Raw genomic sequence first — 17536 nt, forward strand, 5'->3', positions numbered from 1 at the left:
AAATGAACTACTTTATAAAATCTCCATTACTGCCAATAATTCTTATGCTTTTCCTCTTCGGAATCAGCACAAAATCCTATGCTATAAACGGAGAAAAATACATAGTAAACAAAGCATCTTCTCAAAATTTCCCATTAGCATCAAAAGGAAAAACAGCTTCGATTCTGGTAAGTGCAACTGATTTTCCCGGAGTTTTAAGAGTTGCCGGACATTTGGAAAATGACCTTTTTAAAGTAACGAATATTCATCCAAAACAAATCAACAACCTTTCAGAAGCAACTGAATATGTAGTTATTATAGGAACAATTGGAAAAAGTGAAAGCATAGAGCAATTGGTGCGTGACGGAAAAATTGATACCAGTCAACTGAAAGGAAAATGGGAAAAATTCACCACTCAAATTGTTGATAATCCTTCAAAAAGAATCAAAAAAGCATTGGTCATTGCAGGATCAGATAAAAGGGGAACGATTTACGGAATGTACGATTTGTCCAATCAGATTGGCATTTCTCCCTGGTATTTCTGGGCTGATGTTCCGGTGAAAAAACAATCGGAATTGCATGTTTTATCTGGAATTCATTCTAATGGAGAACCAAAAGTAAAATACCGCGGCATTTTTATAAACGATGAAGCTCCGGCACTATCAGGCTGGGCTTTTGATACGTATGGTGGATTTAATGCGAAATTCTACGATAAGGTTTTTGAATTGATTCTGAGAATGAAAGGCAATTATTTGTGGCCATCGATGTGGGGAAGAATGTTTTATGTAGATGATCCTCAAAATGCTATTTTAGCAGATGAATACGGAATCGTAATGGGAACTTCGCATCACGAACCGTTGACAAGAGCACATGCAGAATGGGCAAAATTGGGAAAAGGAAAATGGGATTTTAGTACCAATTCTGAAAACCTTATTTCGTTTTGGAAAGACGGAATGAAAAGAATGGGAAACACGGAAACCATTGTAACGGTTGGAATGCGTGGCGACGGCGACGAACCGATGACACAGGGAACGGCAATTGATTTATTAGAAAATATCGTAAAAACCCAAAGAGAAATCATAAAAGAAACCACTAAAAAGCCAATTGAAGAAACGCCACAAATGTGGGCGCTTTACAAAGAAGTTCAGGATTATTACGACAAAGGAATGCGTGTTCCCGATGATATAACACTTTTATTGTGCGACGACAATTGGGGAAATATCAGGAAATTACCTGAACTAAACGCTAAACCAAGAAAAGGTGGTTACGGCATTTATTACCATTTTGATTATGTGGGCGGGCCACGAAATTACAAATGGATTAACACGAACCAAATAGAACGTACGTGGGAACAAATGGATTTGGCATACCAACACGGTGTCGATAAAATTTGGATTATCAATGTGGGAGATATCAAACCAATGGAATTTCCGACGGAGTTTTTTCTTGACATGGCCTGGAATCCGGAGAAATGGAATGCTGGGAATTTAGGTCAATATTATGTGCAATGGGCGAAAGAGAATTTTAATGATCAGCATACAGATGAAATTGCTGAAATCATAAAATTATATACCAAATATAATTCCAGACGAAAACCAGAATTGCTGAATGAGAAAACGTACAGTATCACTAATTACAACGAAGCAGAAACTGTTTTAGCCGATTATAAAAAATTGGTTGAGAAAGCCAATTCGATAAATGAAAAAATAAAACCGGAATACAAAGATGCTTTTTATCAATTGGTTTTGTTTCCAGTTTTGGCAAGTGCAAATTTGAATGAATTGTATGTGGCGACGGCTAAAAATAAGCTGTATGCCAATCAGGGTAGGGCTTCTGCAAATGCCTATGCAAAACAGGTAAAAGAATTATTTCAAAAAGACAGTTTGCTGACGAATTACTATCATACCAAACTGGCAAAAGGCAAATGGAATCATATGATGGCGCAAACGCACATTGGATATACTTCGTGGCAGGAACCAAAAAATAATGTTATTCCGGAAACAAAAACTATTGAATTGCCCAATAAAGCTGAAGCCGGAATTGCAATTGAAGGTTCTGAAAATTGGTGGCCAAATAATACAGCAGAAATTGTTTTGCCGACTTATAATTCGGCTGAAAGCAAATCTTATTTTGTAGATATATTCAATAGAGGAACTATTCCTTTTGACTTTAAAATAACCTCTAAAGAGAATTGGACTAAATTTTCAAAATCAAAAGGAAAAATAAATTCCGAAGAAAGAATATTGATCAGTATCGATTGGAAAAAAGCTCCAAAAGGCGATGCTATAAGTCAATTTACAATTTCAGCAAATGGCCAAGATTTCATCGTAATTGTAAATACTAAAAATATTGATTTAAACGAAATAAAAGGTTTTGTTGAAAATAATGGATTTGTGTCAATAGAGGCCGCAAATTATTCTAAAGCTATTAATTCAGACTTAAAATGGACCGTGATTCCGAATATTGGGAAAACCGACTCCGGAGTTACTTTAAAACCATCCAATGTTCAGCCAATTGAAGTTTCTGAAAAAGCAGCACGATTAGAATATGATATCCATTTCTTCAGCAAAGGAGAAATAAAAGTACATACTTATTTTTCGCCAACCATTAATTTTTCTACTCGTGATGGTTTGAAATATGAAATTGCTATTGATGATGAAAAACCACAAATCATCAATTTGAATGAAAAAGACTCGGATAAAACGTGGAATAAGGCTGTAGCCGATAATATTAAAATTATAACTTCTTCGCATACAATTGAAAATGCCGGAAATCATACTTTAAAGTTTTACGGAATCGATCCTGTTTTAGTGCTTCAGAAAATTGTAATTGAAACGGAGTCAGGAGAAATTTTGGAGTCTTATTTAGGGCCTCCGGAAAGTTTTCAAAAGAAATAATTTTAGAAGGGGCTGTTTTTAAACAAGTGAAATGCCTCTAAGACAAAGAAAAACGATGTCTCTATGTGTTTAAAAATTAACTATCAACCAAAAAATAAAAAAAATGAAATTAATTAAACCCTGTTTACTGGCAATAACCACCTTGCTGTTTGTAAACTGTACAGCGCAAAAAAAGATCAGCTCCCTGAAAGATGCCTATAAAAAAGATTTTTATATCGGAACTGCTTTAAGCGCTGATCAAATTGAAGTGAAAGATGCCAAACAAGACGCCTTGATTCGTAAGGAATTTAATGCGATTACAGCAGAAAATATCATGAAGTCGATGTTCGTGCATCCTGAAAAAGACAAATATGATTTTGCTTTGTCTGATAAATTTGTGGGGTATGGCGAAAAAAATAAAATGTTTATTCACGGTCACACTTTAATCTGGCACAGCCAATTGGCGCCATGGATGGAAAAAGTCACGGACAGTATAGAGATGAAAGCTTTCATGAAAGATCATATTACAACCATTGTTTCGAAATACAAAGGAAGAATTGGTTCCTGGGATGTTGTGAATGAAGCTTTAAACGAAGATGGAACATTAAGAAAGTCAGTTTTTTTGAATACCCTTGGAGAGCAATATCTTACTGATGCTTTCAAATTAGCTGCAGCAGCAGATTCAAAAGTAGATTTGTATTACAACGATTATAATAATGAAGCACCTGCCAAAAGAGAAGGCACCATTAATTTAATTAAAAAAGTGAGGGCAGGAGGAGGTAAGGTTGACGGCGTTGGAATTCAGGCCCACTGGAGATTGGAAAGCCCTTCTTTACAGGAAATTGAAGAAAGTATTTTGGCTTATTCTGCCTTGGGTTTAAAAGTCGCTTTTACAGAATTAGATATCACTGTTTTGCCAAATCCATGGGACTTACAAGGGGCAGATGTAAATCAGAATTTTGAAGGAAGTGCCAAAATGAATCCGTATCCTGAGAAACTTCCAGATTCGATCCAGGAAAAGCTCGCGCAGCGTTATGCAGATATTTTCAAGTTATTTTTAAAACACAAAAACAAAATTAGCCGTGTTACTTTTTGGGGTGTTTATGACGGGCAATCCTGGTTAAATGACTGGCCTATAAGGGGTCGTATGAATTATCCTTTGCTATTTGATACACAGCTTCAGCCAAAAAAAGCGTATGATAGTGTAATGCAATTAAAGAATTAGAAGAATAGCAGCATTGACAAGGGTTTAAAGAATTAATACACCAGACGGTTCCTGAAAAAAAAATGTAATAACACAAAGTAAATTTGGATGGTATGTTTTTTTTGCTAATTTTACACAACCGATTGCTTAAGTAAAAGCCTTTTGAAAGCAGTATATGAGCTAACTAAATAGTCAAATTTAAATCAACTTTGATTATAAAATTAACCAAAATAACCACAAACAAATAATGAATTTTAATTCTCAAAAACTATCCATAAAAGAAAAAATTGGATACAGCTTAGGTGACCTGGCGGCAAATTTAGTCTTTCAAACACTGATTACTTACCTCGCTTATTTTTATACAGATATTTATGGATTATCGCCTCAGGATTCTTCTATAATTATGTTGGTTGTCGGTTTGATAGCAGCTTTTGTTTTTAATCCAATTATTGGAGTTTTGGCAGATAGGACCAGTACCAAGTGGGGAAAATTCAGACCATGGATTTTATGGACCGCAGTACCCTTGGGAGTTATTGCTTTGTTAGCTTTCACAACACCTAATTTTGCCTATCACGGTAAAGTAATTTATGCGGTTGTGACCTATACTTTTTTGTTATTGTTTTATGCCAGTAACAATTTGCCGTATTCTGCTTTAAGCGGTGTAATTACTGGTGATATGGGCGAACGCAATAGTTTGTCGTCTTATCGTTTTGTGGCCGTAATGTTTGCACAGTTTTTTGTTCAGGTTTTTATGCTTGGGATCATCAAAAGTGCAGGAAATGGTGATAAAGCAATAGGTATTGAAAAAGTAATGACAGTGTTGGCCATATTTGGCACCATAATGCTATTAATTACATTTTTTACAACCAAAGAACGTATCGTTCCAAAACCAGAGCAAAAATCAAGTATTAAAGAAGATTTAAGCGATTTGGTAAAAAATAAACCATGGTTAATCATGCTGGCGCTGACGACTTTGGTATTTATTACTTTGGCAATCAAAGGCAGTGCTTATGTGTATTATTTTGAAAATTATGTAGATAAGCAACAACTGGCAATCTTTATTCAGCCAATTCTGGATGGTTTAGCAAGTATCGGATTGAATCAATTTGGTGATGATCCTATTGCGGCCGGATTTGGTTTGTTTAATGCCGGCGGAATTATTTTCATGATCGTCGGAATCACTTTATCAAAAAAATTAGCAGATAAATATGGCAAGCGAAACATTTTTGGTTCCTTTCTATTTGTCTCCACCTTATTTGTATTGGCTTTTTATTTCTTTTCTTCCAAATCAGTGAGCCTGATTTTTGTTTCCCAAATTCTGCACGGCTTTTTCTACGGAATCACAATTCCGATTCTTTGGGCGATGATTGCCGATGTGGCTGATTACTCAGAATGGTTAAATAACCGTCGTGCAACTGCGATTATATTCTCTGCCATGATGGTGGGTTTAAAAGCAGGATTGAGTATTGGGGGAGCTTTGACAACTTCATTGTTAGGACACTTTGATTATGTTCCTAATGCGGTAGTACAAAGTGCAGTAGCAATAAACGGAATTAAACTTTTGGTTAGTGTCTTTCCTGCAATTCCTTTTCTGATTGGAGTTGCATTGTTATTTTTCTACAAAATCGACAAGAAAATGGAGATTCAGATTGAATCGGATTTAAAAGAAAGAAGAGCCTAGCTTATTTTAAAAATAAAAAAAAAACTAAAAAAAAATGCCTGAAGATAGTATTGAAAATATTGACTTTTTAGAGTTAGAAAAACGAGCGATCTCGAATCCATTAATAAATCATATGTATACCGCTGATCCATCGGCGCACGTTTTTAATGGAAAAATATACATTTACCCGTCTCATGATATTGATGCCGGAATTCCTTTTAATGACAATGGAGATCATTTCGGAATGGAAGATTATCACGTCATTTCGATGGAAAACGTAAATGCTGAGGCTGTAGATAATGGCTTGGCTTTGCATGTAAATGATGTACCGTGGGCTGAAAGACAAATGTGGGCACCGGATGCCGCGTGTAAAAACGGAAAATATTATTTGTATTTCCCGGCCAAACGTGCCAACGGAATTTTCCAGATTGGAGTAGCCATTAGTGATTCGCCAATCGGTCCTTTTATACCGGAACCGGAAGCAATCAAAGGAAGTTATACTATTGATCCTGCGGTTTTTGAAGACAAAGACGGAAAATATTATATGTATTTTGGAGGTATTTGGGGAGGTCAGCTTCAAAAGTACCGAGACAACAAATACGATGAAGATAACGGGGAACCTTTAGCAAATGAACCTGCATTAGGTCCAATTGTAGCTTTGCTTTCTGATGACATGAAAGAGTTTGCCGAAGAACCAAAAGAAATCAAAATTCTGGATGAGAATGGAGAAGTTTTAAAGGCAGGGGATAACGATCGTCGTTTTTTTGAAGCTTCATGGTTGCACAAATACAATGGCAAATACTATTTTTCGTATTCAACCGGAGACACCCATTTCATTTGTTATGCGATAGGCGATAGCCCTTACGGGCCTTTTATCTATAAAGGAAGAATCCTGAATCCTGTAATTGGATGGACTTCTCATCACTCTATTTGTGAGGTTGAAAACGAATGGTATTTGTTTTACCACGATTCTAGTTTGTCAAAAGGAGTTACGCATCTACGATCGATCAAAGTGACCAAAATTGAATACAATGCTGATGGCTCGATTGTGACGATTGATCCTTATAAAAAATAGAAATAAGCACTAAAAAAAATTTCAGGAAAATCACAACCGGTTGTTCGTGTATTTTTTAATAAAATATTTTTTAAAATAAAGAATCGGATTTATAGAAAAATAACAATTTCAATGTTAAAATGTTTTTTTTATAAAATCCGATTAGCTACTTTAGCAGACCAGAACAGAACGGAACAGTATGTTAAACGAAGCGCAGGAAAAATTTGTATTTGTAATCAATCACGACAGTGATATTCCGAAATACCAGCAATTGGTAAACGGGATTAATAATGCTATTGCGGAGAATATTTTACAAAAAGGAGATTTACTTCCGTCTGTAAATGCGATTTGTAAAGAAAATCAGTTGTCGAGAGACACTGTTTTTAAAGCGTATACTATTTTGAAGGATCAGAATGTAATTGATTCTGTTCCGAATAAAGGTTATTATGTGTCGGGTGAAACGAGGAAAGTGCTCTTGGTATTGGATACTTTCAAGGCCTATAAAGAAGTTTTGTATCACTCGTTTGTGAATAATTTACCGGACAATGTGATTACTGATGTGCAATTTCATCATTATAATATTGATGTTTTTAAAACAATAATTAATAACAGCGTTGGGAAGTATTACAAATATGTGGTGATGAATTTTGATCACAAAGAGGTATCGCCAACATTATCGGCTATTTCGAATGATAAATTGCTTTTGATTGACTGGAATATTCATGCTAAGAAAGATAATAATTATGTTTTTCAGGATTTCGGAAAAGCATTTTACAATTCGCTTAAAGAAGCAGCTGATTTGTTTAAAAAGTATAAAAACATACAATTTATTTATCCGGATTATACGAATCACCCAAAAGAGACATTGGAGTCCTTTAAGAAGTTTTGTGCTGATTTTCATTTTAAATATGACATTGTTACAGATTCAAAAAAGTTCAATATCGAAAAAGGAATCGCCTATATCAGTGTTAGTGACAGGGTTTTAGGAGACTTTTTAGAGCAGTGTAAAGAGAAAGATTTAGAGCCGGGAACGGATGTTGGTTTTTTGTCTTACAATGAAACACCAATGAAGAAATTTATTTATAAAGGAATCTCGGTGGTGTCAACAGATTTTAAAGAAATGGGAACAAAAGCCGCAGCATTTATCACAACAGATGAAACGGTACAGCAATATATAACAACAAGTTTAACAATAAGAGAATCATTATAAAGTATGTATTATATAGGATATGATATTGGAAGTTCTTCTGTCAAGGTTGCCTTGGTAGAAGCAGCAACAGGCAAAAAAATAATCGTTTTACACGAACCGCAAAACGAAATGGAGATTGTTTCATTGCATGCTGATTGGGCAGAGCAGGATCCGGAAATCTGGTGGCAGCACATTTGCACAGCGACAAAAAGAGCGATTCGCGAAGCAAACATCGATGCCTCTAAAATTCAGGGTGTGGGTATATCATATCAAATGCACGGATTGGTTATTGTGGATGAAGCATGCAACCCATTGCGCAATGCGATAATCTGGTGTGATAGTAGAGCTGTAGCTATAGGTGATAAAGCTTTTGAAGAAATTGGAGCAGAAAAATGTTTCAGTCATTTATTAAATTCTCCTGGGAATTTCACGGCTTCAAAATTAAAATGGGTTAAAGAAAACGAACCAGAAATATACAGTAAAGTCTACAAATACATGTTACCGGGTGATTATATCGCTTACAAATTAACAGGCGATGTTACGACTACTAAAAATGGACTTTCTGAAGGAATGCTTTGGGATTATAAAGAGAACAAAGTGGCCGATTGGTTGCTAGATTACTATGGAATCGATCAGTCGTTAACACCTACAATTGTGGAGAACTTCACAAATCAGGGGGTGTTGAATGAGAAGGGCGCAAAAGAAGCTGGACTTCCAACCGGAATTCCGGTGGTTTACAGAGCGGGTGATCAGCCTAATAATGCATTGGCTTTAAATGTATTAAATCCAGGTGAAGTTGCGGCGACTGGCGGAACGTCGGGTGTTTTTTATGCGGTTAGTGAAATGTCAGCTGGAAATAAAAGCACACGTGTAAACAACTTTGTGCATGTTAATTATGAAGTAGCAAAGCCAAGAATCGGGAAATTACTGAACATTAACGGAGCCGGAATTCAGTACAGATGGCTGCGAAACAATATGGGTGATGAAACCTATGAATCAATGAACCGCAAAGCATCAAAAATTGATATTGGATCCGATGGTGTTGTGGTTATTCCGTTTGGAAATGGAGCAGAACGTATGTTCAACAACAAAAACATCGGAACACACTTTTTAAACCTGAATTTGAATATTCACAGTAGTTCGCATTTGTTTAGAGCTTCTTTAGAAGGAATCGCTTTTTCATTTGTGTACGGAATGGAATGTTTAAAAGATGACAATGCTACAATTGGTGTAATCAGAGCTGGAAATGATAATTTATTCCGCTCCGAAATTTTCTCTAATACAGTGGCAACGCTTATTGGGCATGAAATCGAAATTTATAATACAACAGGAGCAGTAGGCGCCGCAAGAGCAGTTGGTTTGATCGATGGTGATTTTGAAAAATTTGGATCAAGTATTACCACAAACGATCACGTAATGACTTTTTTACCGCTTCAAAACAAAGAGCCTTACGTTCAGGCTTACCAAAAATGGAAACAGGAATTAGAATTTATATTAACACAAAAAAAATAAAGAGATGATAGTTTTAGGCAATAAAGAATACTACAAAGGTATAGGCCAAATTAAATTTGAAGGCAAAGAGTCTGATAATCCACTGGCATTTAAATATTATAATCCAGATCAGGTTGTGGCTGGAAAAACAATGCGTGAGCACTTTAAATTTGCGATCGCTTACTGGCATACTTTCTGTGGTCAGGGTTCAGATCCATTCGGACCAGGAACGCAACATTTTCCTTGGGATCAGCCTACAGATGCTATTGCTGCGGCAAAAGAAAAAGCAGATGCAGCATTCGAATTCATTACCAAAATGGGATTTGACTATTACTGTTTTCACGATTATGACCTGGTTAATGAAGGAGCTACTTTTGCAGAATCAGAAAGCAGATTGGCTACCATTACAGCATATTTGAAAGAAAAACAAGCCGCTTCCGGAGTGAAATTACTTTGGGGAACGGCAAACTGTTTTTCTAATCCAAGATATATGAACGGTGCCGCAACTAATCCAGATTTTAATGTACTGGCAAGAGCCGGAGGTCAAATAAAATTGGCATTGGATGCTACTATTGCTTTAGGAGGAGAAAACTATGTATTCTGGGGAGGTCGTGAAGGTTATATGACTTTGCTGAACACAGATATGGGAAGAGAATTGGATCATATGGGACAATTCTTAGCTCAGGCAAGAGATTATGCAAGAGCACAAGGATTCAAAGGAAATTTCTTCATTGAGCCAAAACCTATGGAGCCAATGAAACACCAATATGATTTTGACTCGGCTACAGCTATTGGATTTTTGCATAAATACGGCTTAGAGAAAGATTTCAAGATGAACATCGAGGTGAATCACGCTACATTAGCGCAACACACTTTTCAACACGAAATGGAAGTGGCTGCCAAAGCTGGAATGTTAGGAAGTTTAGATGCTAATAGAGGTGATTACCAAAACGGATGGGATACCGATCAATTCCCAAATAACATCCAGGAAGTTACAGAAGCAATGTTGGTTTTCTTAAAAGCAGGTGGACTACAAGGTGGAGGAGTTAATTTTGATGCCAAAATTAGAAGAAACTCTACTGATATGGAAGATGTATTCTTAGCTCACATTGGTGGAGCTGATACTTTTGCCAGAGCATTATTGACGGCTGACAAAATTATCACATCTTCTCCTTATGATAAATTAAGAACAGAACGTTACAGTTCTTTTGATTCTGGAAACGGAAAAGCTTTTGAAGAAGGAAAATTAAGTTTGACTGATTTGTATAAAATTGCTCAGGAAAATGGTGAATTGAATTTACAAAGCGGTAAACAAGAATTGTTCGAAAATATCATCAATCAATACATTTAATTGATTGACGACAGAAAAATAATTTTCGGTTAAAGTGAAACCGAAGTCAAGATTGTTTTTTGTAGTTTTTTTGTCTCTGGCGAAATATTTTGGTTAGTGTATTTGCCAGGGAAAATTAAGTGAATTATTTAGTAATTGTGGCCGTTGATGTTGAAGAGGTCAACGGCCATTTCACTAACTTCTTATTCAAAACAGATAATTTTTAAAATTGTCTTCGCAGTGATTTCTTTCACTGTTTTATTCAAATTTCAAATTATATTTTCAAATCAAATTACTTGTTTCTAATTCATTTTTATTGAATTGGAATACAGAACTATTATTTAATCAAAAATAAACTTAAACCAAAAACCAATGAAATTTTTTATTGACACAGCAAATTTAGAAGATATTAAAGAAGCCCAGGCACTTGGAGTTTTAGATGGTGTTACGACGAATCCGTCTTTAATGGCCAAAGAGGGAATTACAGGAAAAGACAATATTTTGAAGCATTATCTGGCAATCTGTAATATTGTAGATGGCGATGTTTCCGCAGAAGTTATTTCAACAGATTTTGACGGAATGATCAGAGAAGGTGAGGAGCTTGCAGCATTGCACGAGCAAATCGTTGTAAAATTGCCAATGATTGCTGACGGAATCAAAGCTTGTAAATATTTTTCGGATAAAGGAATCAGAACAAATGTTACTTTAGTTTTTTCACCGGGACAAGCTTTATTAGCTGCAAAGGCAGGAGCAACTTATGTGTCTCCATTTTTAGGAAGACTCGACGATATCTCAACTGACGGAATGCATTTGATTTCAGAAATCAGAGAGATTTATGATAATTATGCTTTCAATACACAAATACTTTCAGCTTCAATCAGACATACTATGCATGTAGTGAATTGCGCCAAAGTGGGTTCTGATGTAATGACCGGACCCTTATCTTCTATTAAAGGATTACTGAAACATCCTTTGACTGATATTGGTTTGAATCAATTTATTGAAGATGCTAAAAAGATGCAGCTTTAATTCAAAATACGAATAATGGGGCTCAATTATTTTTGAGTAATCCACTTTTTCTTTTAAGAACTTCTATTGGTATTGATAGGAGTTTTTTTTGTTTTTAAAACAAGCGATTGTGTAAAGCTGTATCTCAGAAAAAAAAATTTGACATTACTTTATTTCTTTAACTTTAACTCGAAGAATATTAGCATGTTAATACTTATTAATTTGCCTTAAGCCTTCGTTTTAGGGAATTCGTTTTCTTGTTTTTAGCTGTAATGCCTTTAAAAATAGCAGTTTTTATCTTTTACTATTTTCTTAAATATTTTTCATAATAAATTAATTAACGATCAGATTTTCCCTATCACTCAAGTGTTTATTGAGTTTAAAGCAAAATTTTAATTATAAAATTACACTAACTCTATTTTAATTCTGTATTTTTTTAGATATAAATAAAAAAATATTACGCAACCGATTGTGTGTTTTAGATTTTTATTTATATTTGTTAAATGAATATTAAAAAAGAGATTCAAACTGACTTATAATGGAGTTTCAAAACTTCAATATTTATGCAATAAAAAAACTAACTCAACCATTACTATTAATTATCTAAATCAATTTTTTATGACTAACTTTTTTACAGTTAAAAGCAAATCAAAGCTCCTAAGATGTTTAGGGTTTCTTGCTCTGATGTTTCTGTTTTCTTTGAGTGCCAATGCTCAGGCAACAGTTACCGGAGTTGTTTCTGATGCTCAGGGTCCGATTCCGGGAGCAAATGTGAATATTAAAGGCACCAAAACGGGTGTTGTGACAGGTTTTGATGGAAATTATACTATTACAAATGTTCCTTCTAATGCAGTGCTAGTATTCAGTTTTTTAGGTTTAACTACAAAAGAAATCCCTGTTGCAGGTAAAACTAAGGTTGATGCCGTGTTACAGGAAAGTTCTAATGCTTTGCAGGAAGTTGTCGTTATTGGTTATGGCGCTCAACGTAAAGAAGCGGTTACCGGTTCTGTTGCTTCTATAACAGGAGAGAATTTGCGAGAAGTACCCGCTGGTAATATTACACAGGCTTTACAAGGAAGGCTCGCCGGGGTGGAAATGACTCAGACATCCTCTAAACCTGGAGCAACCATGCAAATTAGAATTCGTGGAACCCGCTCCTTAAACGCAAGTAATGATCCTTTGGTAGTTTTGGATGGTATACCATTCGCTGGCTCGCTTGGCGATATTAATCCAACTGATATCAAAAGTGTTGATATTTTAAAAGATGCCTCTGCAACGGCAATTTATGGTTCTCGTGGAGCAAATGGTGTAATTTTAGTATCAACTAATAAAGGAAAAAAAGGGCAAAAGGCACGATTTACCTTTGACAATTACTATGGTTTAAAAAGTGTTTTCGCCAGATATCCTATGATGGACGGACCAGAATTTGTAAAATTGCGTAAAGCAGCCGGTATCTACACAAATGGTATTGATGAAGCTGATAACGTAAATACAGACTGGCAGGATTTATTTTATGGAACAGGTATGGTGTCCAGTAATGATTTTGGAGTTTCAGGCGGAACAGAAGGCGGTTCGTATAATTTTGGACTTGGTCATTATAAAGATGAAGCAGTTATTCCGGGTCAGGATTATGAACGTATTTCTTTGCGCGCTGCTGTAGATCAGGAAATTGGAAAGTATTTTCGTTTTGGAATCACTACTAACAATAACTATTCGATTACAAAAGGAAATAATCTGTCTATGTATGGGGTCTTAAATAGCTCTCCTATTGCTGATCCTTATAATGTTGATGGTTCATTAAAAAGAATTATACAAATGCCATTGGATCAACAATGGGTTTATACACGAGAGAGTATAGAAAATTTAGGTGATAAATGGATTGATCAAACCAGAGCCTTTGGATCTTATAATAACTTTTTTGGTGAAGTTAGGATTCCAGGTGTTGAGGGATTGAAATACCGCCTAAATGTTGGACTTAATTTCCGCATGACAGATGTTGGAAGTTATACTGGTGAAGGTGTTTTTAGCGCGCAGGAAACAACCCCTTCGACAGCAACTATTGGTCATTCTTTAACCACAAACTGGGTTATTGAAAATTTAGTAAGCTACGATCGCACTTTTGCTGATAAACACAAAATTAATTTAGTTGGACTGTATTCTTCTGAGCAGACTTCTTTTAACGATTCTTCTGTATCAGCAAAAGGAATTCCTTCTGATGCTTTTCAATTTTACAACTTAGGAAACGCAACAGGAGAAATTACAATTAATCCGGATAACCAACATTATAACAAAAGTGGTTTAATGTCTTATATGGCACGTGCGATGTATTCGTATGATAACCGCTATATGCTGACAGCTACCGTTCGTTCGGACGCTTCTTCAAGATTAGCACCTGGATATAAATGGCATACTTATCCTGCAGTTTCAGCTGGATGGAATGTGAAAGGTGAATCCTTCATGAAAAATGTAAACTTCTTAGATGCTTTGAAATTACGTGTTGGTTATGGAGAAACTTCAAATCAATCTGTAAACCCTTATGCAACGCTGGGACTTTTAGGTACAAGACCATATAATTTTGGAGATGAGTACTCCGTTGGATATTATGTTTCGCAATTGACTAACCCTAAGCTTGGTTGGGAATATTCACAAACATGGAACTATGGAATCGATTTTGCAATTTTAAAAAATCGCTTGTCTGGTACTGTTGAATATTATGTTACAGACACAAGAGATATTTTATTAGGAGTTGGTCTTCCTGCTACATCTGGTGTAAATAGTTATACGGCAAATATTGGGCAGTCTCAAAATAAAGGCATTGAATTCTCTTTAAATGGAGTGATAATAGATGATGCTGCCGGATGGACCTGGGAAGCAGGAGTGAATTTCTATTCTAATAAAAATAAATTGGTTGCACTGGATTCAGGACAAACAAGAGATGAAGGAAACTGGTGGTTTGTTGGTCAGCCAATAAATGTAATTTATGATTATGAAAAAGTAGGACTTTGGCAGGAAGGTGATGCTAATTTGACCAAGTTTGAACCGGGAGGAAACCCAGGTATGATCAAGGTAAAATATACAGGAGGATTTAACGCTGATGGTTCGCCAACAAGAGCAATTGGTCCGGAAGACAGACAAGTTATGAAAATCGATCCTGATTTTCAGGGTGGTTTTAATACACGTGTAGCCTATAAGAATTTTGACTTAAGTGCAGTTGGTGCTTTTCAGAGCGGCGGTATTTTAATTAGTACCCTTTATTCTGCTTCTGGTTATCTGAACATGATGAGTGGCCGTAGAGGCAATGTTGATGTCGATTACTGGTCGCCGGAAAATACAGATGCCAAATATCCAAAACCAGGCGGAATTGCAAGTGGAGATAATCCAAAATATGGCTCAACTCTTGGTTATTTTGATGCTTCTTATTTAAAAATTCGTACTATTTCACTTGGATATAATTTCAAAAATAAATTTTTGGATCAATCAGGTTTAGAAAGATTCCGTATTTATTGTACGGTTCAAAATCCATTTGTAATGTTTTCGCCTTATCACAAAGAATCAGGAATGGATCCTGAAACCAATTCATATGGGGACCAAAATGCTGCAGTAACAACGGCATACCAAAGACGTTTATTGACTCTGGGAACTAATACTCCGGCAACGCGTAATTTCTTAATTGGTTTTAACTTAACATTTTAAATAAAAAAATAATGAAACGTATACAAATAAGAACTTTTATAGCAACAGCTCTGATGCTGTTGTTCTTAGGGTCATGTACAGAAATATTAGATGAACAGCCTCGCAGTATTTATGAACCAAGTTTTTTTAAAACAGAAAAAGGTGTTTATGGCGGATTGACTTCTATGTATGCTCATTTGCGTTACATCTATGGACAGGCTTACTATTATAATACTACAGTAACAGGTACAGATGAAGCTACTTACGGTCAAAGTGCTGATAATAACTTTAAAGATATGGATCTTTCAGGTGTAGGGTCTATAACGTCGACAAGCAGCCGTACAGATGCATTATGGGGAGCGGCATTCCTAAATATCAATACGGCGAGCGGTATCATTGAAAATGCAGCTGAAGTAGGAATTTCTCCTGCCTTAATAGCAGAGGCAAGATTCTTCAGAGCGTTTGATTATTTTGCGCTGACACAGACTTTTGGTGGAGTGCCGTTAGATTTAGGTTCCGGTGAATTAAGATTCAATATAAATCCGGTAAGAACTTCAGTTCGTAATACTGTTCCGGAAGTGTATACGAAGGCCATTTTCCCTGATTTATTAACCGCTGTAAATGATTTGCCTGAGGTAGGAAGGGTAAAAGGAGGGGTAACTAAAACTGTTGCAAGATTATATTTGTCAAAAGCCTATTTAACCTATGCATGGTGGTTGCAAAATCCAAATAATATTCCAACATATCCTGAAGCCAACAGAACCGATCCTGATGGGCATGATGCTGCATGGTATTTTCAACAAGCATATAATATAGCAACGGAGGGTATTGAAAATCCGGGGACTTTCAGCTTACAAAATACGTATTATGATGTGAATTTAGGTCAGAATGATCGTAATAGCGAAATTCTATTATATGCAGATCATACAGAAACCAGTGAATTTTATAATGCAAGTAGTTTAACTTATTCAAATGGCGCTGCTCCGGAAAATTTTGCAGGATGGATGATGACATGGAATTATACCAATATCAGAAGCGGCGGTGTAAGTTCCGTTCAGCGTGAAGCGGCTCAGCCTTTAGGACGCCCATGGACTCGTATGTGCCCAACCATAAATGTAATTAAAAATACTTTTGCTGATAAAACAAATGATTCCCGCTACGATGGCACTTTTACAACCGTTTACCGCGGTAATTGGAACAAAGTTAAAGTGGTGCCGCCACTTCCTGCAACTTTAACTAATGCAAATGATTTGACAGTTAATCCTGGCGATGCGATCCTTACTTTTCTTAATGAAGATAATCCAGCAGTAGTCTATTCAAATACAACTGGTAATATTGGGGCAGGAGTGCTTCCGGGAAGAGCAGATTATGTAATTAATCCAAGCGGAATCAGCAGAGTTGTTTACCCGGGACTTTGGAAGCTAGGTGTTTATCGTACTGATAACGATGGAACATTAGGACAGCCGAATGCGGCAAGCACACGACCTTTTAGCATTGCTAAATTCTCAGAGTTTTATTTTATCGCGGCTGAGGCAGCTGTAAAAGGGGCAACTGTAAAAGGTGGAAAAAGCGCCAGAGAGTTAATAAATGTGATTCGTGCACGTGCAGGAAAGTGGAGATGGAACAATGCTGGCAATACAGCTAAGATTGAAGACAATAGCGCTGTTCTGACAGCTGCTACACCAGCAGTTATTGATATTAATTATATTTTGGCAGAACGTTCACGTGAATATTATGCTGAGGGATATCGTTGGTATGATTTAATTCGTACTCAAAAATGGGAAGAACTTGCCGGTTCTTATCAAATTTGTGGTACTGCTTATGGAGATCACACACCTGTAACCGTAACACGAACAATCGATAAACATCATTATCTACGCCCAATTCCTCAAGGACAGCTTGATGCAATGGTGATGTCGGCTGCAGATAAAGCGGCTTATCAGAATCCGGGTTACTAAGTAGAATTAAATATTGAAACAAATTTGGTTAGATCTAAAAGTAGTTAGTTAGTCGTTATACATTTTTTTTACAGAATTAATTTATAACATAATGTAAGTTTGTTTCCAAAAAAGC

Annotated in this window: 10 protein-coding genes; all 10 read left to right on the forward strand. The window is 36.0% G+C overall.

The window, feature by feature from the left end:
• Positions 1-2: 2 nt before the first annotated feature.
• The 10 genes from Q7C23_RS11070 to Q7C23_RS11115 all read left to right on the forward strand — a co-directional run bounded on the left by Q7C23_RS11070 (position 3) and on the right by Q7C23_RS11115 (position 17421).
• Entirely contained in the window at positions 3-2876 is a 2874-nt protein-coding gene (locus Q7C23_RS11070; RefSeq protein WP_375032577.1) for a glycosyl hydrolase 115 family protein, read from the forward strand.
• A gap of 103 nt (positions 2877-2979) precedes the next feature.
• Positions 2980-4080, forward strand: a complete 1101-nt coding sequence (locus Q7C23_RS11075; protein WP_375032578.1) for an endo-1,4-beta-xylanase — start codon at positions 2980-2982, stop codon at positions 4078-4080.
• 226 nt (positions 4081-4306) lie between these two features.
• Positions 4307-5740: an MFS transporter gene (locus Q7C23_RS11080; RefSeq protein WP_375032579.1), complete on the forward strand. Its 1434-nt coding sequence runs from the start codon at positions 4307-4309 to the stop codon at positions 5738-5740.
• 34 nt (positions 5741-5774) lie between these two features.
• Entirely contained in the window at positions 5775-6794 is a 1020-nt protein-coding gene (locus Q7C23_RS11085) for a glycoside hydrolase family 43 protein (protein WP_375032580.1), read from the forward strand.
• Positions 6795-6972: 178 nt separating this feature from the next.
• Entirely contained in the window at positions 6973-7983 is a 1011-nt protein-coding gene (locus tag Q7C23_RS11090) for a GntR family transcriptional regulator (protein ID WP_375032581.1), read from the forward strand.
• A 3-nt stretch (positions 7984-7986) separates the two neighbouring features.
• Positions 7987-9474, forward strand: a complete 1488-nt coding sequence (locus tag Q7C23_RS11095) for a xylulokinase (protein ID WP_375032582.1) — start codon at positions 7987-7989, stop codon at positions 9472-9474.
• Between the two features lie 4 nt (positions 9475-9478).
• The gene (gene xylA / locus Q7C23_RS11100) at positions 9479-10804 is read left to right on the forward strand and encodes a xylose isomerase (protein WP_375032583.1); all 1326 of its coding nucleotides are present in this window, start codon (positions 9479-9481) and stop codon (positions 10802-10804) included.
• A gap of 351 nt (positions 10805-11155) precedes the next feature.
• Positions 11156-11812, forward strand: coding sequence for a fructose-6-phosphate aldolase (fsa, locus tag Q7C23_RS11105; protein ID WP_194656965.1), 657 nt, complete (start codon positions 11156-11158; stop codon positions 11810-11812).
• A 597-nt stretch (positions 11813-12409) separates the two neighbouring features.
• Complete coding sequence (locus Q7C23_RS11110) at positions 12410-15484, forward strand: SusC/RagA family TonB-linked outer membrane protein (protein ID WP_375032584.1); 3075 nt, start codon at positions 12410-12412, stop codon at positions 15482-15484.
• An 11-nt stretch (positions 15485-15495) separates the two neighbouring features.
• Positions 15496-17421, forward strand: coding sequence for a RagB/SusD family nutrient uptake outer membrane protein (locus tag Q7C23_RS11115; protein WP_375032585.1), 1926 nt, complete (start codon positions 15496-15498; stop codon positions 17419-17421).
• The last annotated feature ends 115 nt before the right edge of the window (positions 17422-17536 follow it).

The sequence above is a fragment of the Flavobacterium sp. LAR06 genome, from assembly GCF_041946075.1.
Lineage (GTDB): Bacteria > Bacteroidota > Bacteroidia > Flavobacteriales > Flavobacteriaceae > Flavobacterium.

Bases quoted from the DNA above. Each gene is read 5' to 3' on its own strand.
- Q7C23_RS11095 (WP_375032582.1), top strand. From the start codon at position 7,987: ATGTATTATATAGGATATGATATTGGAAGTTCTTCTGTCAAGGTTGCC.
- Q7C23_RS11080 (WP_375032579.1), top strand. From the start codon at position 4,307: ATGAATTTTAATTCTCAAAAACTATCCATAAAAGAAAAAATTGGATAC.
- Q7C23_RS11115 (WP_375032585.1), top strand. From the start codon at position 15,496: ATGAAACGTATACAAATAAGAACTTTTATAGCAACAGCTCTGATGCTG.
- fsa (WP_194656965.1), top strand. From the start codon at position 11,156: ATGAAATTTTTTATTGACACAGCAAATTTAGAAGATATTAAAGAAGCC.
- Q7C23_RS11070 (WP_375032577.1), top strand. From the start codon at position 3: ATGAACTACTTTATAAAATCTCCATTACTGCCAATAATTCTTATGCTT.
- Q7C23_RS11085 (WP_375032580.1), top strand. From the start codon at position 5,775: ATGCCTGAAGATAGTATTGAAAATATTGACTTTTTAGAGTTAGAAAAA.
- Q7C23_RS11075 (WP_375032578.1), top strand. From the start codon at position 2,980: ATGAAATTAATTAAACCCTGTTTACTGGCAATAACCACCTTGCTGTTT.
- Q7C23_RS11090 (WP_375032581.1), top strand. From the start codon at position 6,973: ATGTTAAACGAAGCGCAGGAAAAATTTGTATTTGTAATCAATCACGAC.
- xylA (WP_375032583.1), top strand. From the start codon at position 9,479: ATGATAGTTTTAGGCAATAAAGAATACTACAAAGGTATAGGCCAAATT.
- Q7C23_RS11110 (WP_375032584.1), top strand. From the start codon at position 12,410: ATGACTAACTTTTTTACAGTTAAAAGCAAATCAAAGCTCCTAAGATGT.